Raw genomic sequence first — 23,050 nt, 5'->3', positions numbered from 1 at the left:
GGGCACTTCTAAAACTATAAAAACAGAGGTGAGGCATTTGAAATTTTCCAGGCTATTTATCGCCGTTGCCGCGACAACGGCATTTTCCTGCGTGGCGCTGGTGGGGTGTCAGACACAGGGTTCGGCTCCCGCTGACATGGTGATGCGCAACGGCTATGTCTACACTGTCGACGGCAAGAATTCCGTGCAGCAGGCGATCGCCGTCACGGGCGGGAAGATCGTTTATGTCGGCAGCGATGAAGGCGTTTCTTCGTACATCGGCACGCAGACGCAGCTGATCGATCTGGCGGGACGCATGGTGATGCCGGGCTTCATTGATGCACACATGCATCCGGGGGACGGCGGCCGCGCCATGACGCTGTGCGACCTGAAATACCAGACGATGACCCGCAAGGTTTTCCAGGAAACCATTCAGGCGTGCCTGGATGCCGACAAGGGCAAAGGCCCCGATGTCTGGCTGGAAGTGGGCAGTTGGGATCGCATGGGCATGGACGGACTTGACGGCGACCCGGACAAATCGACGCTGGATGCGCTCAAGACCAACCGACCGATTCAGGTCCGGTCCACTGATTTCCATACCGTGCTGACCAACTCTCGCGGCCTGGAAGTGGCCGGCATCAACAAGCACACGGCCAATCCCGGTGATGGCAAGTACGTGCGCGACAGCGCCGGCAACCCGACCGGCATTTGCGAAGACGGCGCTGCTGATGCCATGGCCGCCGTGGTGCCACCAGCCACCGACGCAGAGAAACTCAAGCAGACCCGCGCGGCGCTCGACGCCATGCGCCAGCAAGGCATTACCAGTTTCTTCGATGCCTTGTCGGGGCCTGAAAATGGCAAAGCTTTCACCACGTTGCAACAGTCGGGCGAGCTGACCGCCCGGGCCTTGCTGGCGATCAAGCTGGACCCTGCCGCCGCGGCTGCAGACCCGGCGAAAACCATCGCCGAAGCCAAGGCATTGGCCACGACTTACGATCAGGGCGAAGCGCAACCCGCGCCGGGCGTGAGCATGCGTCACGTCAAATTATTCATGGATGGCATCATCAACGCGCCGGCGGACACGGGGGCAATGTTGACGCCATACCTGCGCAATGCCGGAACCGAGGCAGCGCCCAAATGGACGCCAGGCAAGAATGTCGGTGAGCTGTATTTCCCGCCGCAAGTGCTCAACCCGCTGCTGCTGAAGGCCGTCCAGGCCGGCCTCGATCCACACCTTCATGCCACCGGAGACCGAGCGGTACGTGACTCACTGAACGGCATCGAATACGTGCGCCAGCAACTGCCGGGCAATGGCTTCCGCCCAGCCATTACTCACAACGAGGAGGTGGACCCCGCCGACTATGCGCGCTTCAAGGCGCTCGATGTGACCGCCAACATGTCCTTTCAGTGGGCCCAGCAGGCGCCGTCCACGGTCGACGGCACCAGCGATCATCTGGGGCCTGAGCGTTTTGCCCGCATGGAGCCCTCGGGCAGTATCAGCCGCGCCGGCGGCCGCGTTGCGTATGGCAGCGACTGGCCCGTCGACCCGCTCGACGAATTCCTCGCACTGAAGGTCGGGGTCACCCGCTCAGGCGATCCTCTGAACCCGCACAGCTACGGTCCCAAGTATGCGGGCAGGCTGAATGCCGACCCGGCGCTGTCGCGCACTGAAGTGCTGCGTACCATCACCATGAACGCCGCCGAGCAGCTGAAACTGGACGCTGTCGTGGGTTCGGTCGAAGTCGGCAAGTTCGCCGACGTGATCGTCCTGGACAAGAACTTCATGCAAGTGCCCGAGGATGAACTGGCCCGCAATAACGTGCTGCTGACCGTGGTCGGCGGCAAGGTCGTGTGGGCCAAGGCGCCGTTCATGGGTCTTGATCAGCGGCCGGCTCAAGTCGCCGTGACTGAACAACAAAAATAAAAGCAGTGTCTGCCCCAATGCCCGTCAGTTAAGCCGCAATGCTACAAAGAGTGAGTCGTCGCACAAATCACTTCATCGATTGGCATTAGCGCCTACCCATAAGAAGAGAACACCGTAAATGACCCAGGTCAGCGATAGTCAGCAGCGAAGTCCCCTGATCGAGACACGTTCGATCGATTACATTCCCGAGGCCGAGCGTCATGGCAGCCTCTACAGCCAGTTCACCCTGTGGCTCGGCGCCAACCTGCAGATCACGGCGATCGTCACCGGCGCACTGGCCGTGGTGCTGGGCGGTGATGTGTTCTGGTCACTCATTGGCTTGCTGATCGGCCAGGTGCTCGGCGGTACGGTGGTTGCCCTGCACGCGGCGCAAGGGCCGAAGCTCGGGCTGCCGCAGATGATCTCCAGTCGTGTGCAGTTCGGGGTCTATGGGGCGGCCATCCCGATTGTGCTGGTGTGCTTGATGTACCTCGGCTTCAGCGCCACCGGCGCGGTACTGTCGGGGCAGGCCATTGCCCAGTTGATCCATGTCAGCGACAGCGCCGGCATCCTGATTTTTGCCTCCTGCATCGCGTTTCTGACGATCTTCGGTTACCGGGTCATCCACCTGGTCGGCAAGGTGGCCAGCGTGCTGGGCATCATTGCCTTCGTGTATCTGTTTACCCGGTTGATGACGCTCAACGATATCGGTCTGTTGCTGGAGAACCGCCACTTCGGCTGGAGTACTTTCCTACTGGCAGTGTCCCTTTCCGCGTCCTGGCAGATCGCCTTTGGCCCTTATGTGGCTGACTATTCACGCTACCTGCCGAGCAAGACCTCGTCCTGGAAGACGTTTGCTGCCGTCGGGCTTGGAACGGTGCTGGGCGCCCAGGCGTCCATGGTGCTGGGGGTGTTCGCGGCGGCGTTGGCCGGTGCGAACTTCCGCGGTCACGAGGTGGCGACCATCGTCGGGTTGGGCAGCACCGGTGTGATGGCGTCCCTGCTGTACTTGAGCGTCGTGTTCGGCAAGGTCACGGTGTCCACGCTCAACGCTTATGGCAGCTTCATGTGCGTGGCCACGATCATCAGTGGCTTTCGCAGTCGTCTCGAGATTTCCGCCAGGCAGCGCATGGTGTTTGTGTTGGTGATTGTCGCGGCGTCCACCACGCTCGCGCTGCTGGGCCAGTACTCGTTTCTCAACACCTTCAAGTACTTCATCCTGTTTTTGCTGACCTTCTTCACACCGTGGAGCGCGATCAATCTGGTGGATTACTACTTCATCAACAAGGAGCGTTATGACATCCCGGCGTTGTCCGACCCGGCAGGTCGTTATGGCCGCTGGAACATGCGCGGGATCAGCGTGTATGTCATCGGCGTATTGATCCAGTTGCCCTTCGTCGATACTCACTTCTACTCTGGGCCGATGGTCGCGCAACTCGGCGGTGTCGATATTTCCTGGATTGTGGGTCTGGTGGTGCCGGGCATCTTCTACTACCTGCTGGCCAGAACCTCAGCACTTGCTGTGTTGCCCGAACAGGGCTCAAAGGCCTGAGATCCGGAACAACTCTCACACTCTTCGCCGGGTGTGAGAGCGCGCTGTCCAGTTGCCGGGACAATTGAATACGCGGTGCTAGACTTCCAGGCTGATCAGCCCCAGGCGCTTTCGACAGCTTCTGTACGGAGAAGACATCCATGGACATCCAGGCCCTACGCGGCGACGCAACCCATATCGACAAAATCGCCAGCCTCTTTGACGCCTATCGAGGCTTCTACGGCCAGCCGTCGAACCTGCCGCAGTCTCGCGCGTTCATCGCCGAGCGTATCGCCCGGGACGAATCCGCGATTTTCTACGCCCTGGACACCCGCGGCGAAGCGCTGGGTTTCGTCCAGTTGTACCCGACGTTTTCCTCCATCGACGCACACCGCACCTGGCTGCTCAGCGACCTCTTCACAACACCCGCCGCCCGAGGGCAAGGGGTAGGAACGTTGCTGATGAACACCGCGCGAGCCTTTGCGCTGTTGACCGGTGCCAAAGGCATGGTGCTGGAAACGGCCACGGACAATGTCGGCGCGCAACGCTTGTATGAATCCTTGGGCTATGTGCGCGATACGGGTTACTACACCTACTGCCTCGATTTGAAGCAAGGTTGAGCCAACCGCTGCCGCCTACATCAGCTCGTGCAGGAATGCAGCTTGGGCCTTGGGGCACACTCAGACGCCCCATCCCTCTCGCACCGCCCTTCGAATCCCCTCCAGCAACATCGCAAACGCCGGGTTGTCATTGTTCTCGCGCCAGATCAAATGCAGCTCGCTCTGCACACCTTCGCCCAAATCGATATCGCGAAACACCACATTCTTGAACACCACGCTGGTGGCGCAGCGAGGCACCAGCGCCAGGCCCATTCCGGCGTTGACCATGGCCAGGATGGTCAACGATGAGCCGAGCCATTGCACGTATTCCGGGGCGACGCGGGCAGAGCGGAGCATACCGGTCAGCAGTTCGTTGAACGGCGGATAGGCAGCGTGGGAGTACATTAGAAACGGTTGCGCATCGAGGTCGTTGACGGACACGGTTTCTGCGCTCGCCAACCGATGACTGCTCGGCACCGCCAAGACAAACGGCTCGCGCACCAGACATTCGGTGGCGTATCCCGGCTCCAGCAAAGGCGCGCGAACAATGCCCAAATCGATACGGCGAGCACGCAGGGCTTCATGCTGCTGGTAGGTGTTCATCTCCGACAGGTCGATTTTGACGTGGGGCTGTTTGAGTCGCGCTTCGGCGATGACCTTGGGCAGGAATTCATACACCGCGCTGCCGACGAAGCTGATGTTGACCGAGCCGATGTCGCCTTCGGCAAAGCGTCGGGCGGTGATGGCGGCTTGCTGGGCGCGCTCCAGCAGGTTCTGCGCTTCGATGAAAAAGGCGCGGCCGGCGGCGGTCAGGGCAACGCTGCGGGTGGTGCGGGTAAACAGCTCGACGCCCAGGTGATGTTCCAACAGTTGAATCTGTCGACTGAGGGGCGGTTGAGTCATGTTCAACCGTTCGGCGGCCCGGCGGAAATTCAGTTCGGTCGCCACGGTGGTGAAGCAGCGCAATTGAGTCAGTTCGAACATTGATCTAATTCCAGTATCAATCGAATGCCAAGTTAGATTAGACGGGATCAATGCTGGCGTCCATGATCGGACTGTCCCTAAAAAAACAATGACCGGGAGTCGCCCCTTGAATACCCTCCAGAGTCCGCCGGACCCGAATGTGCTTGCCCGAGCCGCGGCCAAGGTGAAGCGCCATGTGCTGCCGCTGTTCGTGGTGATGTTCATCGTCAACTACATCGACCGGGTCAACATCGGCTTCGTGCGCAGCCACATGGAAACCGATCTTGGCATCGGCGCAGCAGCCTACGGCCTGGGCGCCGGGTTGTTCTTCATCGGTTACGCGATATTCGAAGTCCCCTCCAACATGCTGTTGCAACGCTACGGTGCTCGCGCCTGGCTGACGCGCATCATGTTCACCTGGGGCGCGGCGGCGATGGCCATGGCTTTCGTACGCGGCGAAACCAGCTTCTATGTGCTGCGTTTTGTGCTCGGTGCAGCCGAAGCGGGCTTCTTTCCCGGCATCATTTACTACTTCACCCAATGGTTGCCGTCGACTGAACGTGGCAAGGCCATGGCGATTTTCCTCAGCGGTTCGGCCATTGCCTCAGTGATCTCCGGTCCGGTGTCCGGTGCGTTGCTGAACGTCAGTGGCTTCAGCCTGCATGGCTGGCAGTGGATGTTCTTGATTGAAGGTTTTGCCTCGATCGTGCTGTGTGGGTTCGTGTGGTTCTGGCTGCAATCCCATCCGCGCGAGGCGAAATGGCTGAGTCCAGAAGAAAAGGACGCACTGGTTGGCGCCATCGCGCTGGAGCAGCAGGCTCGTGAAGCCACGCAGACGGTCAAGCCGTCGATGTTCAAGCTGTTGGCCGACAAACAGATCGCGCTGTTCTGCTTCATTTACTTTTCCATCGCCTTGACCATCTACGGCGCCACGTTCTGGCTGCCAAGTATGATCAAAAAAATGGGCAACCTCGGCGACTTCCAGGTGGGCTTGTTCAACTCCATTCCGTGGATCATTTCGATCATCGCGATGTATGGTTTCGCCGCCATGGCCAGCAAATGGAAACACCAGCAAGCCTGGGTTGCCTTGACCCTGGTGATTGCCGCGTTCGGCATGTTCATGTCCACCACCGGCGGGCCGATTTTCGCCTTCGTCGCCATCTGCTTTGCCGCCATTGGTTTCAAGGCCGCCTCGGCATTGTTCTGGCCGATTCCGCAAGGCTATCTCGATGCCCGCATCGCCGCCGCGGTGATCGCCTTGATCAACTCCATCGGCAACCTCGGCGGTTTCGTCGCCCCAACAGCGTTCGGTTTCCTGGAACAAAAAACCGGCTCCATCGAAGGTGGCCTCTACGGGTTGGCGGCCACTTCACTGGTGGCGGCCGTGGTGATCTTTTTCGCCCGCACGGCACCGCGTGGTGACGCCCTCCACGCGCTGACCGACAAACCTACCGACGTCGCAGCGCCAACTAAATCCAACAGTCATCAAGCCTTGAGTTCAGGTTCAAAGGGAGCCGCTTCTTGAAAATCAAACGAGTCACCGTCACCCCAATCGCCTTCCGTGATCCGCCACTGCTCAACGCCAGTGGTATCCACGAACCTTTTGCGCTGCGCTCGATCATCGAGATTGAAAGCGACAACGGCTACATTGGCCTGGGTGAGAGCTACGGCGACGCCCCGGCGCTGTTGATCCAGCAGCAACTGCAAGACCAGCTGATCGGCCTCGATCCGTTCAACCTCAATCAGCTGCGCCGCATCGTGCAGGCCACGGTGGCGGCGAACAAACCGGCGAGCATTGCCGGTGCGGAACTGGCGCCTGGCTCCCACGCCAGCAAAGCGGTGAGCAACGCGTATTCGGCGTTCGAAGTGGCTTTCCTGGATTTGCAGGCGCACTCGCTGAACGTGCCATTGGTGGACTTGCTGGGCGGTGCGATTCGCAACGAAATTCCATTCAGCGCCTACCTGTTCTTCAAGTACGCCCAGCATGTCGACTCGCCCTACAAACCCGACAATTGGGGCGAAGCCCTGAACGAAGAGCAAATCGTCGCCCAGGCGCGTCGGATGATCGAGGCCTACGGCTTCAAGAGCATCAAGCTCAAGGCCGGCACGCTGCCGCCGGAGCACGAAGTGTCGTGCATCAAGGCGCTGAAAAAGGCTTTCCCCGGTTACCCGCTGCGGATCGACCCGAACGGCAACTGGTCGCTGGAAACCTCGATTCGCATGGCTGAACTGCTGGGTGACGACCTGCAATATTACGAAGACCCGACGCCTGGCCTGGACGGCATGTCCGAACTGCACAAACGCACCGGCCTGCCGCTGGCCACCAACATGGTGGTCACCGATTTTGATGAGTTTCGCCGCAGCGTGGCGTTGAACAGCGTGCAGATCGTCCTCGCCGACCACCACTACTGGGGCGGCCTGCGCGACACCCAGGCGCTGGCCAAAATGTGCGACACCTTTGGGCTTGGCGTGTCCATGCATTCCAACTCGCACTTGGGCATCAGCCTGATGGCGATGGCGCATGTGGCCGCCGCGGTGCCCAATCTGGATTACGCCTGCGACACGCATTACCCATGGCAGGAACCGGATGAGGAAGTGATCAAGGGCGGCAAAATACCCATCGTCGATGGCTGCGTGAAGATCACCCGTGCCCCCGGGTTGGGCCTGGAACTGGATCACGATCAACTGGGCAAGCTGCATGACCAATACCTGACCTGCGGCATTCGTCAGCGCGATGACGTGAAACAGATGCAGCGTTACAAGCCGGAATGGAAGGCGCTCAAACCGCGTTTTTGAGTTCAGTCAGCAAGCGCTCGATCTGCGCCAGCTCCCAAGTGCTGAGCAAACTGACCGGGTCGGTGCCGTAACGTTGCCAGCTGTCGAACACACCCTCGCGGCCGTCCGGACTCTGGCAACGTTGGCAATGGCGCAGGCGAATGCCGTCGAAGTCGAGGGTCAGGCGCCAGCCCTCGATATCGACCTGTGCCTGGCCGGGTACGGGTTGGTCGTCGAGGCGCGTTAGTGGGCGAATGCCCAGCGCAGCGTCGCGCAATGGTTGGTAAACCTCGCGGGCGGTCAGGGGCGGCACGTGTGTCTCCGGTGAGTTCGTGGCAGGCGTAGAAACGGGGTGCACAGGATAGACGATCATGGTGAAATCTCCGCGAGCTTCTGCTCTGGACACCTACTGATCTGGAACCCTACATGAAAAAAGCCGCCGTACTCACCTTCGCCTTGATACTCAGTACGGGACTGTTCAGCACGCAAGCACCAGCGGCCGGCGATGCTGAAGCGGGTGCGACACTGTTCAAGCGGATATGCGGTGGCTGCCATCAAGTCGGGGAGTCAGCACGGGGTTCTTTCGGTCCGCAGCTCAATGGCATTTTTGGACGCCATTCTGGAAGCACGACGGACTACCAATATTCCGACGCTATGAAATCAGCAGGCATCGTGTGGACCCGCGAAACGCTGACCGCGTACCTCGAAGATCCCAAAGCAGTGGTGCCCGGCACTCGCATGATTTTCTGGGGGCTCAGCGATTCGGAAAAGATCGAAAATCTGTTGGCGTACCTTCAGACGTTTCAGCCGCAGTAGGGCGTTCGCCGGCATGTCTTTTGTTGGTCGTGTGCATATCCGTTTCTGTGGTCATGGCCGCTATTGGTTTCGCTTTTACAGCGAGTCACTTGGAAAAGCCCCAAGTAACCAAGGGCTCTTGCCCCTGACGTTCGGTGCCTCGCTTAGGCTCGGCATGCCCTCGCTCCGGTCCTGCTCCGTGGGCCCGCCGCCATCGGCCATCCATGGCCGGGGGCGGCTAACCCGGCATCCATGCCGGGTTGCCCACTGCGCAGAACCTCCACTCGGCCTCTCGATGGGGCGGTGCCTCAAGATCAAAAGCTGCAGGCGAGCTAACGCTCGGCCTGTTGAGTGGTGAGAAGCAAAAGCTGTACGCCGATCTGCTTTATGTGGGAGCGGGCTTGCTCGCGAAGCTGTTGATCTTGCTGCCTGATCGTTCCCACGCTCCGCGTGGGAATGCCGCCGGGGACGCTCCGCGTTCCGCTGTCGACACAAGGCTCGAGCCCTGCGCAGGGGTGACGCGGAGCGTCACAGGATGCATTCCCACGCGGAGCGTGGGAATGATCAGTGGGTGAGCGCTGACTGTTGTCGATCTTGCTTTGGCTCTGGCTTTTGATCTTGATCTGCCTGCCCCTTTCCCAGAGGCCGAACGCAGGTATTGCGCAGGGGGCACCGCGGCAAGGATGCCGCGGTAGCCGCCCCCCGGCCATGGATGGCCGATGGCGGCGGGCCCCCGGAGCAATGCCGGAGTGAGGGCATGCCGAGCCTGGGCGAGGCACCGAATGGCGGGGCAAAAGCCTTTGGTTACTTGGGGCTCTTCCAAGTGACTCGCTGTAAAAGCGAAACCGCCAGCAGCCGCTACCGCAGCAACGGATATGTACCCCATCAATCTTAGGCCTTGACCCAGCGTTGGCGGCTCCAGCTGCTCAGCGTATCGACGGCCAATACCAGTAACAGCATGGCCAAAATAATAGTGCTGGCTTGAGCTTCCTGGAACAGGCTGAGGCTGACATAGAGCATCTGCCCCAAACCACCCGCGCCGACGAAGCCGAGCACGCTGGCCATGCGGATGTTGTTCTCCCAGCGGTACAGGATGTAGGCCAGCAGCTGTGGCAATAGATTGGGCAGTGTGCCGTAACAGAATGCCCACACGGCATTGGCGCCCTGTAGGCGGATAGCTTCGGCCGGTTCTGGTGGGGTGTTTTCCAGCGCTTCGGCGAACAGGCGGCCGAGCACGCCGGTGGTGTGCAGGGCTAATGCCAGGGTGCCAGCATTCGGGCCGAGCCCGGCGGCAAGGACCATCAACGCGGCCCACACCAGTTCCGGAATCGCGCGCAGGGCGTTGAGCACAAGGCGCGACGCGCTCTGCAACGGCCAGCCGAATCGCCCGGCCGCGGGCAGTGCCAATAGCAGACCGAGCACCGCCGCGAGCAAGGTGCCAAGGGCGGACATGGCGATGGTTTCCAGGGCGCCACGGCCGATGGCTTGCAGATGAGCCGTGCTCAGGTCCGGACTGAGAAAACGCTGCGCATAGGCGCCCATCTGGTTCAGATTGGCGGTGTCACCCAGTTCGGCGAGGTCGATGCCCAGATAGGTGAACGAGGCGGCGACCGCTGCGCCGATGCACAGGACCAGTACCAGATTGAACAGGCGATTCATGCCAGCCTCCAGCGCAGCAGGCGGCTGAGTTGATCGGCGAGCAGCACCAGGACGAGGAAGGTCAATAACAAACTGGCGACTTCACCGCCGGCAAACATGCGCAGCGACAAATCCATTTGCTGGCCCAGACCGCCGGCACCGACGAAGCCCATCACCACCGAGGCGCGGATTGCGCATTCCCAGCGGTACACCGTGTACGACAGCAGCTCCGCAGCGACATTGGGCAGGATCCCGTAGCAAAAGGCCGCGAGCCGACCACTGCCGGCCTGCAGCAGCGCGTGGGCCGGGCGCTGATCGACCGACTCGAAAATTTCTGCGTAGACCTTGCCCAGCATGCCGCTGTAGGTAATGGCAATCGCCAGTACCCCGGCAGTCGGGCCGAGGCCGACGGCGCGCACGAACAGCAGGGCCCAGACGATTTCCGGCACGCTGCGCAGGAAGATCAGTAAACCGCGTACAGGCCAACGCAGCAGCTGGCCCAAATAGCTCGGGTGGCCGGCACGGGAGGCAGCAGACAGCGACAGAGCCCGACTGGCCAGCAGGCTGGCGGGGACTGCCAACAGCAACGCCAGGGCCATGCCGGCCGTGGCGATGGCCAGGGTCTGCAGGGTGGCTTGCAACAACAGCTGAATGAATTCCTCGCCATGAGCCGGTGGCCAAAAGGCTGATACAAACCGAGCCATCTCGCTCTGACTGTCACTCGCCAGCAATACACTGAGGTCCAACTCGCTGAAGCGGATGCCCGGCCATAGCAGGGCCAGGGCCAGCAGGCTGAGCAACAGACGGGGGCGGGTGGCGGGGTCTCGGGTATCGCGCGTCAGCATCGGGGGATCTGCACACTCAAGGGGGGCGGAGGAACCGGCGAGGATTGTAGTTGCTCGTTGGCGTACAGCTTGTCGAGCAGCTCGCGGTCGACAGCGTCGGCCGCCAGGTCGAACATGATCTGTCCATCCCGTAAACCGATGATCCGCGAAAAATGCACCAGGGCCAGTTCCACCGCATGCAGGCTGGCGACCAGGGTGACGTTGTGCTCCCGGGCATGGCGGCAGAGCACCGAAAGTGTGTGCTCGGCGAGCACCGGGTCCATGGCCGATACCGGCTCATCGGCCAGCAACACCTCGGGCGCTTGATACAACACGCGGGCAATGCCCACGCGCTGGAGCTGTCCACCGGACAGTTGCTGGCATTGCGCGAACAACTTGTCACTCAGGTCCAGCCTGGCCAATGCCGCGCGTGCGCCCGGAATATCCAATGGGTGCAGCAGGTTCAACAGGCTCTTGCCCAGACCCCACTGACCAAGCTTTCCGGCCAGAACAGCGGTGACTACGCGCAGGCGCGGTGGCAGGGGGGGCGATTGATGTATCAGACCGATGCGAGCGCGCAGACGCTGACGCTGACGGGCAGAAAGCTGCCAGGCTCGCTCGCCGAGCACCTGCAGTTCGCCGTTGTCCGGTCGCAGGGCGGTGGCCAGCAGGTTGAGCAGGCTCGACTTACCCGCGCCGGACGGACCGATGATGGCGACCTGTTCGCTTGCACCGATGTGCAGGTCCACGTCACGCAGCGCCTGGACGCCGTTGGCGTGGGTAAGGCTGACCTGGGTCAGATGCACAGTCATTTGAGCAGGTCGGCGGCGCGTGCGGCTTCCTCGATACCCTTGTAGTTTTCAGGCTTGGTTTCGATGAATCGGCTGGCGGCCTGCAGATCCAGAATCTCCTTGTCCTTCGGGTTCGCCGGATCGAGCGCAAGAAAGGCGGCCTTTATCTTGGCCGCCAGCGCTGGGTCGAGGGTCCCACGCACCGTCCAGTTGTAGTCGTAGTAGGCCGGGGTGGTAGCAAACACTTTGACCTTGTTGGTGTCGACCTTGCCGGCGGCGACCAGTTTTTCCCACACGCTGGCGTTCAGTACCCCGGCGTCCACCTTGCCGGCCTGGACCCAGGCGACGGTGGCGTCATGGGCACCGGAGTAGCCCACGCGGCTAAAGTACGTTTCCGGTTTGATGCCGTCCTTCAGCATGAAATAGCGCGGCATGAGGCTGCCTGACGTGGATGACACCGAACCGAAGGCGAAGGTCTTGCCCTTGAGATCGGCGAGGGATTTGACGGCGGGGTCGGCGGTGATGAACTTGCTGGTGAACTGGGCGTCCTGTTCGCGCTGTACCAGCGGAATGGCATTGCCGGTTTTCAGGCGTGCCTGCACGAACGTGAAGCCGCCCAGCCAGGCCAGGTCGATTCGGTCGGTGGCCAGCGCCTCGACCACGGCCGGGTAATCGGTCACTGGCACGAACTCGACCTTCATGCCTAATTGTTGTTCCAGATAGGCGCCCAGGGGCTTGAACTTGCGGAGTAGTTCGGTAGGGGCTTCATCAGGAATGGCGCTGACTTTCAGGGTGTCGGCGGCCTGCGCCAGCAGGGTACAAAAAGACAGGGTTAAGCCGACGGCCAATGCCAGGGTACGCTTGAGCATGTAAGTTCTCCGGTTCATTAGCGCAAGAATGTCGATGCGCCTGGCACACGCTGATTGCTGAATGGCGTTTTGTCAGGGTAGACGAGACGCAGCGATATTGACCGCTTTTGGCCCAATTGCAATCTGTACAAAGTGTGGCAATCGAGCCAAAGCAACCGCCGGGTGTTGAACCTTACTGGTAAAACGTGCGGCCCAGCGCATCCAGGCTCTACCTTTCAGACGTGGCTCCGCGTTCGACCCATAGCGGGTGGGCGGATCAGAACCTGTAGCCACTGCATGGCGGCATCACCACCCGGTATCTGTCCTCCACCCTTGAACGAAGGTTACATCAAGGTATTTTGCGGCAGCCTCAGCAGGTCGGTCAGGGTGTTGATAATGGCTTGTTGTCGTGCACGGTCTACTTGGTGCACGGCTTCTGCGGCGGCGACATCGGCGGCGCAGTGTGGGCAGGTCACTTCGTGTGCGTGGATGTACTGCAAGCAGCCACGACACAGAGCCAGTTGCGGTGGAATACGTCCTTCGTCCGGCGATTTCTGACCCTGGTTCGCCCAGGCCAGTTTGATCACCTGGCCGCTGTCGCTGACGCTGCTCACCTTCTCGCCGGTGTCGATGCGTTCGGTAATCAGGTCAAAACGTCCGACGGCGAAGGATGTTTTTGCCGCGTCCTCAAGTTTGACAATTCGCTCCTGTAGCCCTCGTTTTTGCAGGTCCAGCGCGCGGTAATGGCAGTAGGGGTTGTTGCCGGGTTTGCCGAGCAGGGAGTGCGATGTCCAAGTGCAGCCGCCACGGCAGACGTCGTTGTAGTAACAGCTTCGGCAGTAACCCCACAGGTCGTCGACACCGCGCAGGCGGCCAAAGTGGATGCCTTCGCTGTAATGCCAGATATCGTGCAGGCTCATGGTGCGTACGTTACCGCCGGAAAACCCCACCGTTGCCAATGACGGGCAGCCCTTTACGGTGCCATCGGCCTCAAGTGCCAGCACGGTTTGGCCGGCGGCGCAGCCACTCCAGTGCACACGCTCGTCGCCGAAGCCACGCCACATGTGTTCATAAGGACCGTAGTAACCAATGTTGTTGCCCACGTTCATCAACAGGCCGCGATCGACACCCTCGCGGTAGAGCCGCGCCAGCAACGGCATCACTTCCAATAGTTGATAAGGCTGCAACAGCAGTTCCGGGTGATCGACGGCATTGCCCATGGCGACCGTCAGCTGGATCTGCCAGTGAGTGGCGCCGAGGTTGATGATCAGGTCCATCAGCTCAGGCAAATCGGGCAACGTGGCCGCGCCGATTTGTGTGTTGACGCTCACTGCAAGCCCGGACTGTTTGGCGCGTCGCAGGGTGTCCACCGCCTTGTCGAACGAGCCCGGAACATTGCGCACCGCGTCATGCAGCGGGGCCAGTCCATCCAGTGAAACACCCACGCCATTGAGCCCGGCATCCACCGCTGCCTGCATTTTTGCGGGTGTCAGGTTGCGTCCACCGGTTTGTATGGCGCAATACATGCCGTGATCGTGGATGGCCTGGATCAGTTGGGTCCAGTCCTTGCGCAAATAAGCTTCACCGCCGATCAAGGTGATCTCGCGGGTACCGAGAGCGGCCAGGGAATCGATGACGTCCAGGCATTCCCGGGTGTTCAACTCATCGGGGCGTCGATGGCCGGCGCGTGAGCCGCAATGCAGGCATTTGAGATCGCAGGCCAGGGTAATTTCCCAGACCACATGGACCGGCACGTAGCGTTTGAGGTCGGTTTCACTGAGGTAGCGGGCAGGGCGACTGTCTGACATGGGAAATCCTTGCGCACAGACGCGTGCGCGGCACGAATCCATCGAAGTGGTCGCGCCTTCCTTAGCGTAAACGGCGCGAGCGGATTTACCTTTTGAAATTGAAAAGAGCCCGGGCTCGGCCATGGGTGGTGACCAAGCCCGGGTAGTGCGGGTTAGCGGGCCTCCAGACGGGCGATTTCTGCGTTCAACTGTTCCAGTGCGCTACGCAAGGCGCCGCTGTTGGCCAGTTGCTGTTCGCCTTTGCTCACCACCGACTTCAACTGCGCCAGATCACCGCTGGCCTGCGCTTGCTGTACCGCGACGGCGTAAAGCGGCTGGGCATGGTGCGGATGCTCAGGACGCACAATAACGGGTGCCTGGCTGACGGCTGCGTGTTTGACCGAGTGCCAGATGCCCTGTTCCTGATACTTGTAGCTGGCAAAGCCGCTGGCCCAATCGGCGCCCAGGATGCCCTTCAAATGAAAGGTCTCGGCAATCTGGCTGGTAGGGCCGCTTGGGTTGCCATCCAGGGTAAGGATGATGTGGTTCTCGGCCGTCGGCACCAGTTTGGCTTCGGAGTACTCACCCCATACGCGGGCGCGGAAGTTGAGGGGCGGGTAGGTGCTTTGATAGATGCTGGAAATACCGCTGACTTTCTTTTTAACCGTATCCACCAGCAAGTCGAGGGTCAGAACTGGTGTGCCGAGCAAATGATTGCTGACGGTGAGGCGCGTGTGAAAAAGTCCAATTGACATGGTGCAACTCCCTTAAGTGTATTCAGGACAAGCCAGGCACATTCAGTGGCCGGGTTAGCGGCGCTCGAGCCTGCTAATTTCGCCCTTGGCGGCTTCCAGTGCACTTTGCAGTTGTGGCTGCTGATCCAGTTGTTGCTTGGCCAGGCTCGCCAGGCTTTTCATCTGTGCCAGGTCACCGCTGGCGATGGCGCTCTGAATCGGCGCGGCGTACAGCGGCATGATCGGTGGAGAAGGTGACTGCGGCGGAATAACCGGGCCGGGTTCTAGAGGCGGGAAGGCGCTGGATGACACCTCAACGAGATGGGCGGGGGCGTTGTTAACTTCGATCCACCGTTGGCCATCGTAGTACGAATAGTTGGCGACGCCTGCTTTCCAGTCGGTGCCCACCACCAATTGCAACTTGAAATTCACGATGGAATTCGAGCCTGGCCCGCCGTGATTGCCCTGGGCGGTGATCAGGATTTTGCTGACACCGGGTGACATGACTGTCAGGTAGGTGTATTCGCCCCAGACATCGGAGTGCACATCCAGCGGCGGGTTGGTCGCCTGAGTGATTGCAGCGGTACCGCTTACAGTCTCTTCAGGGGTAAAGACCAGAAGATTAAGTGCCAGACTTTGTGCACCGGGTGCCGAAGTACCAATTCGGTAGCCGAGCGGGAACAAACCGACAGGTTGCTGATTAGAACCAGACATGGTTATTGCCTCCATTGCAATAAGGGGGAAACAGAGCTAGCGCTGTTCCTGCCGAGAAACTTCCTTGGCTAATTTATCGTAAGCGGTCTGTAGCTCTTTGGGTTCAGGCTTGGATGCATCGCGTTGTTTCAATAACGTCTTCATCTGCTGCAGATTGCCTTCCGTGATCGCGTCATGGATGGCGGCCCCATAAGGGGGAATGGGATGAGAAGGTGAACGGCTCATAACGACTCCTTCCGTGGTGTTTGCGGACACTGCCTTCATCAGCAGTTTTTGCAGTTAAGCAGGCGCGGATGAATATGCAATGGGTAACGGGGGAGTAATTTTTAATATTATTTTATTAATAGCGATGGGTTAGGATTTGGGTTGCTTAATATTAAGAATGGCGATGAGGGAAGGGAGTATTAAGTTGCTTGCTCATAAACAGTGTTGTCTTTATCGCCATTAATAATGCGAGCGTCGCTCAGCCTGTATTCCATAAATGCAGGTCATCTGTGTCTATCGAAAAGCACACAGAATGGGTACGGTCCACGGACGCTCTTTGATCGAGGAGGCAACCATGGATCTAATGGCAATTCCCTTTGGTACGACCGATTGGTCGACTGTCGACCCCGTCCAGCATGTTGGAAAGACGGGTACCGCCTATTGGCGAACCTGCCAGTTTGGTTCGACGCGTGTGCGGATGGTTGAATACAGTCCTGGATATCTGGCCGATCACTGGTGCTGGAGAGGTCATATCCTGTTGTGCCTGGAAGGCGAGTTGCACACGGAGCTGGAGGATGGTCGCCAGTTCACGCTCACCGCCGGGATGAGCTATCAGGTGGGCAACAACGCTGAGGGGCACCGATCGTTCACCACCACCGGTGCGAAGTTGTTCGTTGTGGATTAACGCTGGGCAGCATCAAGCCAATCAGTGCTGCCCCAATCCCGCCATGTCTATTTTTTGCCACCCGGCAAGGGTGGGGTGCGAGGCGGGATCAATCGTTTTGTCCCAATCGACTCAAATGCCGACGCCAAGCGCAGCAGCGTCGAATCGTCATAGGCACGACCGGCAAAGGTCAGCCCGACGGGCATGCCGATGTCCGGCATGACGCCCATCGGCACGGTGACCGTGGGAACACCGAGGTGCCGGATGGCGAGATTGCCGTTGGCGACCCATACGCCGTTACTCCACGCGATATCCGCAGACTTCGGATCGACATCGGCATTCGCCGGCCCAACGTCGGCTACTGTCGGGAATATCACCGCATCGAGCCGCAGCCGATCCATCCAGTCCTCAAGATCGATTTGACGCGTCTTTTCAAGTCCGCGCAGCCCGTCAGGCACCGTGGTGATCTTGTCCCACGGTGTAATGCCGCGTTCGGCCATCCTCACATATTCGTCCATGCCAGCGGCAAGGTCGTCCTCCCGGTTGGGGAGCGTTCCGGGGTCGTGCGGGAAAATCAGCGATCCGTCGACATCGGCCAGACGGTTTAACTTGGGATCGCCATTGGCCCGCAGAAAATCATCGAACGCCCAGGCCGACAGGTCCCACAACTCATGATGAAGGAACTCTTTGGACACCAGGCCCCGAGTAAACACGGTCGGCGCACCAGGACGATCACCTTCGCAATTGGAGACCAACGGGAAATCGACTTCGACCACTTCGGCACCCAGGGTTTCGAGTGCCTTGCGAGCTTCTTCCCAGAGCCCGATCACGGAAGGACGAGTAATGATTCGCTGCCCCGTCGGACCACCGATGCCAGGCGCTTCGCTCGTCCCCGCTTCGGGATCCGCGTTGATGTACATACGGGGAACGCCAAATCGCTTTCCGGTGAGCGCATCAGTATTGGCGACAAGCGACGCATAGGAGGCGGGACGCACCGAGGCGACACTCGGAATCGGCACCCAGGGTTGCATCCGCCACAGATCGCCCCGTGTGTCGGGATCATCCGCTACCACCACGTCGAGCACCTCGAGGAGGTCGGCCATGGTTCTGGCGTACGGCACGACAACGTCCATCGTCGGCGTCAACGGCCAGTTCCCGCGTACCGAGATCACCCCGCGCGAAGGCGTATAGGCACACAAACCATTGTTCGATGCAGGACCGCGTCCGCTCGACCAGGTTTCTTCAGCTAGGCCGAATGCCGCGAAACTGGCGGCGGTGGCTGTACCGGCGCCGTTCGATGAGCCCGAGGCGAAGGGGGCGGTGAGATAGTCACCGTTGTAGGGGCTTTCCGCACGGCCGTAGACCCCGCGCTGCATGCCGCCGTTTGCCATGGGCGGCATATTGGTCTTGCCCAGGCAGATCGCGCCAGCGGCGCGAAGCCGTTCGATCGTGAACGCATCGCGATAAGCAATCAGGTTCGCGAAGGCGGGACTTCCAGAGGCGGCGGTGAGCCCCTTAACCAGATAACTGTCCTTGGCCGTATAGGGAATGCCATCGAGCGGACCCAGCGTCTCGCCCTTGGCCCGACGGGCATCGGACGCCTGCGCCTCGTTGAGCGCCTCGGTGTTTCGAACCACCACCGCGTTGAGGGCGGTGGGCGTATCGGGTCCGTCGTAGGCATCGATCCTGGCGAGGTAGGCCTGGACCAGCTCAACCGCTGTGGTTCGGCCAGACTCGAGCGCGGCACGCAGTTCGGCAATGGAAACCTCGGTGACCTCGATCATGCTGTTACCACCGGCGGCTGATCGGGGAGGGGTGAATGTTTCCATCTCGCTGGGTCTTGGGCTCAAGGGCATCACTCGTCTCAAAAAGGGTATTCATAGGTGTTCTCGTTGCGCTGCTTTACGCGTTCTATTTAACACCAAGCCGGGAGCAGAGGCATCGGTGTAATGGTTCACCCGTTCTCCGGTGGCTGCACAGCCGCCCGAATGAAATGCTCACGAAGCCATTGATGCGCTGGGTCTTCATGCGACCTGGGATGCCATGCCATGGCAACGTCAAAGGCGGGCAGATGAAAAGGCAGGGGCAAAATATCCAGACCGGTAGCATAACGTTGCAGCAGTCGACTGGGCAGCGTCGCTACGCAGTCGGTATCGCCCAGTACAAGGGCTATCTGGTTGAATCCAGAGACGGTCAGCGCCACGTGGCGTTGATGCCCCAAACCTTCCAGCGCGTTGTCCACACTGCTTTTGAATTTACCCTCCTGGGAAACCATGACGTGAGCAAGCTTGCAGTACGCCTCGAGACCAGGGTTTTCCGTGCCTCGGGGATGCCCCTTGCGTTGCGCCAACCGAAACTCGTCCTTGAGCAAGAATCTGGATTTCAATGCCTCAGGCACTTGTCGCGCAAGGCCGACATACAGATCAATCTCACCTCGTTCCATCCTGTACGTCAGGTTCGCTTCTATCGGCGTAATGAAGCTCAGGCGTATGCCTGGCGCCTGATGCGCCAACACCGACTGCGCGACGGGCAGTCCCACCAGCGTGAAGACATTGTCATTCACGGCAACGACAAAATCGCGCCTGGCAGTGAGCGGCTTGAAGTCTTCACTCGACGCCACCGCGCCCTGAAGATCCAGCAATGCCTGATGCAGGCGCGACTGAATCGCCAGTGCGCGGTCAGTGGGTGCCATGCCCCGACCCGCTTGCGAGGGGACCAGCAGCGGATCATTGAACATGTCCCTTAACCGACCCAGCTGCGTTGATAGCGCGGGCTGGCTGATGTTCAGTCGTTTGGCTGCACGTGTGACGTTTCGCTCTTCAAGGAGTGCGTCCAGGGAAATGAGCAAAGGGAGATCCGATCGCCGGATATCCATATTCGGTATACCTCGTATAGGGAAAGGTAACTCACTGCCGCGACGATGACGCTTTAGAGTCTGGACTGTACTGGTTTAAGGAGTGAGATATGCGAGTTGACCGTTTTTTTATCTCGAGTGCACTGGCGGCTTCGATAGCGCTCGCTGGCACTTTTTCTTCGGGGGCCAACGCGGCTACCGATGCTCAGACGACGCCCGCGGTGGCTGTCGCACAGGTTCATGCTCAAGCCCCCGGCGTCTATCGTTACCGCGTCGGCGATTTTCAGGTGACCGCTCTGTCCGATGGTACGGTGCCACAGGATCTGCATGCGCTGCTGACCAACACAACCCCGGCTGAAACTGACGGTTTGCTCAAGCATGCATTCCTGGCCAGTCCGGTTGAGGCGTCGATCAATGCCTTCCTGATCGATACGGGCAGCAGACTTGTGTTGGTCGATACCGGCTCCGGCGCACTCTTCGGTCCAGGTAATGGCGGTAAGCTGCTCGGTAGTTTGAAATCGGCGGGCTATGCGCCTGAGCAGATCAACGACATCTTGCTCACCCATATCCACAGTGACCATAGCGGTGGCCTGGTGAACGAGGGGCAGCGGGTCTTCCCGAATGCAACCGTTCATGTGGGTAAACCTGACGTGGACCTGTTCCTTGATCCGGCGAACATCCACGGCGTCAACGGCTACGACAAGAAGTACTTCGAGCAAGCGGTGAAGACGGTCGAGCCCTACGTCAAAGCGGGCAAAGTCGTCGCGTTCACCGGCGTGACCCAGCTGTTCCCGGGCGTTAAGGCAATTCCAACGCCCGGGCATACGCCTGGCCATAGTTTCTATCAGTTTGAGAGCAAGGGTGAGTCGATCGAGTTCATCGGTGACATTGTTCACGTCGCGTCGGTGCAATTCCCTAAACCGAAGATCACGATTGTTTACGACGTATCGCCCAAAGAAGCGGCGGCCCAGCGTGAGAAACAGTTCGCTATTGCCGCTTCTCAGCGTGAGCTGGTAGCGGGCGCTCACTTGCCTTTCCCAGGCTTGGGGCATATTCGGGCTGAAAGCGACGGTGGTTTCACTTTCGTGCCGGTCGACTATCGTGATCGTAATCGCGATGAGCGCTGAGTTTCTTCTGCGCGGACCTGGAAAGACTCACCGCGAGTGCCAACCCAATTGGTTTGAGATCTGTTGAGTGGCCTCCATCAGTTGTTTCACGTAGTTCTGCTTCAATTCTTCCCTGAAGCGAAAGCACGGGAATGAAACACTCATGCCACCGATCACGTGACCAAACCGGTCCCTGATCGGTGCTGCCAGGCAGCGCATGTTGTCTTCGAACTCTTCATGGTCTTCGGCATAGCCCTGTTCTCGAACCACTTCCAGTTCTCGCAAGTACAACTCGACGCTGGTCAGGGTATTGGCTGTACGGCGCTCGAAGCTTTCTTCCTCGAGGTGCGCGAGCAACTCACTCTCCTCGAGCCAGGCCATCAGCACTTTGCCGATGCCTGTGCAGTACAACGGCGCACGCCGCCCGATGCGCGAGTACATGCGCAGATTATATTTTGAGTCGATCTTGTGGACGTAAACGATGCTGCCTTCATCGAGGATGCCCAAGTGAACAGTCTCGCCAGTCAGTTCATTGATCCGCCGCATACCCGGTTCTGCTTCTCGGACAATGTCCAGATGGGGCAGGGCCTGAGCGCCTAGTTCGAACAGCCGAACGCTGAGGCGATAACGATCCTCGGCATCCTGTACCACATAACCCCGCGCCTTGAGTGACTGCAAAAAGCGGTAAACCGTGCTTTTCGACATGTCCAGTTTGTGGGCGATTTCTGATACGCCGCTTTCTTCCGGATGCTCGGCCAAGGCCTCGAGTACGGCCATGGTCCGGCCTACAGCGGAGACCAGATCATTGTTTTGGATGACGCTGTTGTCCATGAAGGCTCCAACGGAAACGTAAAGCCCAAGGATATACGCAAGCGGATCAAAACGCTGTTTCATTTTTCTTGACGGTGCGGGAAATCTGATTAGACTCGACCCTCAACAGAAAATGAAACGCCGTTTTAAAAGTGACGGAAGGTGGTGCGGAACACGACGAGATCGTGTCTGTGTCCAAGCCTTGCGACTCATTCGAATAAAAACCAAAGGCACGTCGTTATGAAAATCCGTGAAGCCCGCGTTATCGTCACCTGCCCAGGCCGAAACCTGATCACCTTGAAGATCGTCACCGATGAAGGGATTTACGGCATCGGCGATGCGACCTTGAATGGCCGTGAAATGGCAGTGGTCGCCTACCTTGAGGAACACGTTCTTCCGGCGCTGATCGGTCGCGATGCGCACTGTATCGAAGACATCTGGCAATACCTGTACCGCGGGGCGTACTGGCGCCGTGGCCCGGTGACCATGACCGCCATCGCCGCAGTGGACGTAGCGCTCTGGGATATCAAGGCCAAGGCCGCGAACATGCCGTTGTACCAACTGTTGGGCGGCAAGAGCCGCGAACGGGTCATGGTCTACGGACATGCCACCGGCAAGGACATCGAAGGTTGCCTGGACGAAGTCGCCCGCCATGTCGAACTGGGTTACAAGGCCGTGCGCGTGCAATGCGGTATTCCCGGCATTGCCACCACCTACGGCGTCGCCAAGCGCAGCGGCGAGCGTTATGAACCGGCCGACAGCGACCTGCCCGCCGAGCATGTCTGGGACACCGCCAAGTACCTCAACTACGTGCCCAAACTGTTTGCTGCCGTACGCGATCGATTTGGTGACGACCTGCATATCCTGCACGACGTCCACCATCGCCTGACGCCGATCGAAGCGGGGCGCCTGGGTAAGGCGGTGGAGCCGTTCAACCTGTTCTGGCTCGAAGACTGTACGCCGGCCGAGAATCAGGAAGCCTTTCGCCTGATCCGTCAGCACACCACCACACCGTTGGCAGTCGGGGAGGTGTTCAACTCCATTCATGACTGTCGCGAGCTGATCCAGGAACAGTTGATTGACTACATCCGCGCGACGCTGGTGCACGCCGGCGGTATCACTCACGTGCGGCGTATTGCCGACTTTGCGGCGCTGTACCAGGTGCGCACGGGTTTCCATGGCGCGACCGACCTGTCGCCAGTGACGATGGGCGCTGCGCTGCATTTCGATACGTGGGTGCCGAATTTCGGTATCCAGGAACACATGCCTCACGACGAGCGCACCGACGAAGTCTTTCCCCATGCCTATCGCTTCGAGGATGGCCATTTCACGCCTGGTGATGCGCCAGGGCATGGCGTCGACATCGATGAAGGCCTGGCCGCGAAATACCCCTACAAACGCGCCAGCCTGCCGGTCAACCGTCTTCAGGATGGCACGCTCTGGCATTGGTAAGCGCTGCTCTGAAGTTCTCCACCACGGTTCAGCTGTTCAACTGCTCAATAACTACAAATACAAGAAACGGGGCGTCGCG

At 59.7% G+C, this 23,050-nt stretch carries 22 protein-coding genes; 9 read left to right on the top strand and 13 right to left on the bottom strand.

The annotated features are described in order from the left end of the window. The first annotated feature begins 37 nt into the window (after positions 1 to 37). The 3 genes from ACYZT5_RS13435 to ACYZT5_RS13425 all read left to right on the top strand — a co-directional run bounded on the left by ACYZT5_RS13435 (position 38) and on the right by ACYZT5_RS13425 (position 4,033). Positions 38 to 1,903 (top strand): amidohydrolase, encoded by a 1,866-nt coding sequence (locus ACYZT5_RS13435; RefSeq protein WP_462051535.1) that lies wholly within the window; start codon positions 38 to 40, stop codon positions 1,901 to 1,903. 118 nt (positions 1,904 to 2,021) lie between these two features. Next, positions 2,022 to 3,434: a purine-cytosine permease family protein gene (locus ACYZT5_RS13430; RefSeq protein WP_462051534.1), complete on the top strand. Its 1,413-nt coding sequence runs from the start codon at positions 2,022 to 2,024 to the stop codon at positions 3,432 to 3,434. 140 nt (positions 3,435 to 3,574) lie between these two features. Beyond that, the gene (locus ACYZT5_RS13425; RefSeq protein ID WP_462051533.1) at positions 3,575 to 4,033 is read left to right on the top strand and encodes a GNAT family N-acetyltransferase; all 459 of its coding nucleotides are present in this window, start codon (positions 3,575 to 3,577) and stop codon (positions 4,031 to 4,033) included. A gap of 60 nt (positions 4,034 to 4,093) precedes the next feature. Here ACYZT5_RS13425 and ACYZT5_RS13420 read toward each other — a convergent pair whose 3' ends face one another. After that, positions 4,094 to 4,996 (bottom strand): LysR family transcriptional regulator, encoded by a 903-nt coding sequence (locus tag ACYZT5_RS13420; protein ID WP_462051532.1) that lies wholly within the window; start codon positions 4,994 to 4,996, stop codon positions 4,094 to 4,096. 106 nt (positions 4,997 to 5,102) lie between these two features. Between ACYZT5_RS13420 and ACYZT5_RS13415 the strand changes: the two genes are divergently transcribed. Continuing rightward, positions 5,103 to 6,500, top strand: a complete 1,398-nt coding sequence (locus ACYZT5_RS13415) for an MFS transporter (protein ID WP_462051531.1) — start codon at positions 5,103 to 5,105, stop codon at positions 6,498 to 6,500. After that, the gene (locus tag ACYZT5_RS13410; RefSeq protein ID WP_462051530.1) at positions 6,497 to 7,771 is read left to right on the top strand and encodes a glucarate dehydratase family protein; all 1,275 of its coding nucleotides are present in this window, start codon (positions 6,497 to 6,499) and stop codon (positions 7,769 to 7,771) included. Before ACYZT5_RS13415 ends, ACYZT5_RS13410 begins: the two co-directional genes overlap by 4 nt. On the opposite strand, the gene ACYZT5_RS13405 is transcribed toward ACYZT5_RS13410, so the two are convergent. Further along, positions 7,755 to 8,063 carry a DUF7693 family protein gene (locus tag ACYZT5_RS13405; RefSeq protein ID WP_462051529.1) on the bottom strand — a complete coding sequence of 103 codons (309 nt, stop codon included), beginning with the start codon at positions 8,061 to 8,063 and terminating at the stop codon, positions 7,755 to 7,757. The two genes, ACYZT5_RS13410 and ACYZT5_RS13405, sit on opposite strands and share 17 nt — an antisense overlap. A 113-nt stretch (positions 8,064 to 8,176) precedes the next feature. Here ACYZT5_RS13405 and ACYZT5_RS13400 point away from each other — a divergent pair, with 113 nt between their 5' ends. Then, positions 8,177 to 8,566: a c-type cytochrome gene (locus ACYZT5_RS13400; RefSeq protein ID WP_462051528.1), complete on the top strand. Its 390-nt coding sequence runs from the start codon at positions 8,177 to 8,179 to the stop codon at positions 8,564 to 8,566. Positions 8,567 to 9,436: 870 nt separating this feature from the next. On the opposite strand, the gene phnE is transcribed toward ACYZT5_RS13400, so the two are convergent. The 8 genes from phnE to ACYZT5_RS13360 form a co-directional block, all read right to left on the bottom strand. After that, entirely contained in the window at positions 9,437 to 10,204 is a 768-nt protein-coding gene (gene phnE, locus ACYZT5_RS13395) for a phosphonate ABC transporter, permease protein PhnE (protein ID WP_462051527.1), read from the bottom strand. Beyond that, a complete protein-coding gene (locus ACYZT5_RS13390) occupies positions 10,201 to 11,028 on the bottom strand; it encodes a PhnE/PtxC family ABC transporter permease (protein WP_462051526.1) in 828 nt (275 codons plus the stop codon). The genes phnE and ACYZT5_RS13390 overlap by 4 nt, the downstream gene beginning before the upstream one ends. Next, the gene (locus ACYZT5_RS13385; protein ID WP_462051525.1) at positions 11,022 to 11,819 is read right to left on the bottom strand and encodes a phosphonate ABC transporter ATP-binding protein; all 798 of its coding nucleotides are present in this window, start codon (positions 11,817 to 11,819) and stop codon (positions 11,022 to 11,024) included. The genes ACYZT5_RS13390 and ACYZT5_RS13385 overlap by 7 nt, the downstream gene beginning before the upstream one ends. Continuing rightward, positions 11,816 to 12,667 (bottom strand): putative selenate ABC transporter substrate-binding protein, encoded by an 852-nt coding sequence (locus ACYZT5_RS13380; protein WP_462051524.1) that lies wholly within the window; start codon positions 12,665 to 12,667, stop codon positions 11,816 to 11,818. The genes ACYZT5_RS13385 and ACYZT5_RS13380 overlap by 4 nt, the downstream gene beginning before the upstream one ends. 323 nt (positions 12,668 to 12,990) lie before the next feature. Further along, positions 12,991 to 14,454: a GDL motif peptide-associated radical SAM/SPASM maturase gene (locus ACYZT5_RS13375; protein ID WP_462051523.1), complete on the bottom strand. Its 1,464-nt coding sequence runs from the start codon at positions 14,452 to 14,454 to the stop codon at positions 12,991 to 12,993. 152 nt (positions 14,455 to 14,606) lie between these two features. Beyond that, positions 14,607 to 15,188, bottom strand: coding sequence for a DUF1842 domain-containing protein (locus tag ACYZT5_RS13370; protein ID WP_462051522.1), 582 nt, complete (start codon positions 15,186 to 15,188; stop codon positions 14,607 to 14,609). Between the two features lie 54 nt (positions 15,189 to 15,242). Further along, positions 15,243 to 15,881 (bottom strand): DUF1842 domain-containing protein, encoded by a 639-nt coding sequence (locus ACYZT5_RS13365; protein ID WP_462051521.1) that lies wholly within the window; start codon positions 15,879 to 15,881, stop codon positions 15,243 to 15,245. A gap of 36 nt (positions 15,882 to 15,917) precedes the next feature. Then, complete coding sequence (locus ACYZT5_RS13360; RefSeq protein WP_462051520.1) at positions 15,918 to 16,106, bottom strand: DUF1843 domain-containing protein; 189 nt, start codon at positions 16,104 to 16,106, stop codon at positions 15,918 to 15,920. Between the two features lie 334 nt (positions 16,107 to 16,440). Here ACYZT5_RS13360 and ACYZT5_RS13355 point away from each other — a divergent pair, with 334 nt between their 5' ends. Then, positions 16,441 to 16,770, top strand: a complete 330-nt coding sequence (locus ACYZT5_RS13355) for a DHCW motif cupin fold protein (protein WP_462051519.1) — start codon at positions 16,441 to 16,443, stop codon at positions 16,768 to 16,770. Between the two features lie 47 nt (positions 16,771 to 16,817). On the opposite strand, the gene ACYZT5_RS13350 is transcribed toward ACYZT5_RS13355, so the two are convergent. Both ACYZT5_RS13350 and ACYZT5_RS13345 read right to left on the bottom strand, forming a co-directional pair. Then, positions 16,818 to 18,533 (bottom strand): amidase, encoded by a 1,716-nt coding sequence (locus tag ACYZT5_RS13350; protein WP_462051518.1) that lies wholly within the window; start codon positions 18,531 to 18,533, stop codon positions 16,818 to 16,820. Positions 18,534 to 18,703: 170 nt separating this feature from the next. Then, the gene (locus ACYZT5_RS13345) at positions 18,704 to 19,597 is read right to left on the bottom strand and encodes a LysR family transcriptional regulator (protein ID WP_462051517.1); all 894 of its coding nucleotides are present in this window, start codon (positions 19,595 to 19,597) and stop codon (positions 18,704 to 18,706) included. Between the two features lie 116 nt (positions 19,598 to 19,713). Between ACYZT5_RS13345 and ACYZT5_RS13340 the strand changes: the two genes are divergently transcribed. Beyond that, positions 19,714 to 20,730, top strand: coding sequence for an MBL fold metallo-hydrolase (locus ACYZT5_RS13340; RefSeq protein ID WP_462051516.1), 1,017 nt, complete (start codon positions 19,714 to 19,716; stop codon positions 20,728 to 20,730). A 27-nt stretch (positions 20,731 to 20,757) separates the two neighbouring features. On the opposite strand, the gene kdgR is transcribed toward ACYZT5_RS13340, so the two are convergent. Beyond that, positions 20,758 to 21,540: a DNA-binding transcriptional regulator KdgR gene (gene kdgR, locus ACYZT5_RS13335; RefSeq protein WP_462051515.1), complete on the bottom strand. Its 783-nt coding sequence runs from the start codon at positions 21,538 to 21,540 to the stop codon at positions 20,758 to 20,760. 219 nt (positions 21,541 to 21,759) lie between these two features. Between kdgR and manD the strand changes: the two genes are divergently transcribed. Continuing rightward, entirely contained in the window at positions 21,760 to 22,971 is a 1,212-nt protein-coding gene (gene manD, locus ACYZT5_RS13330; RefSeq protein ID WP_462051514.1) for a D-mannonate dehydratase ManD, read from the top strand. Positions 22,972 to 23,050: the final 79 nt, after the last annotated feature.

This window comes from Pseudomonas sp. LB3P14 (assembly GCF_054898045.1).
Note: the sequence above shows the minus strand (reverse complement) of the source record. Positions and strands in the feature narration are given on the sequence as shown.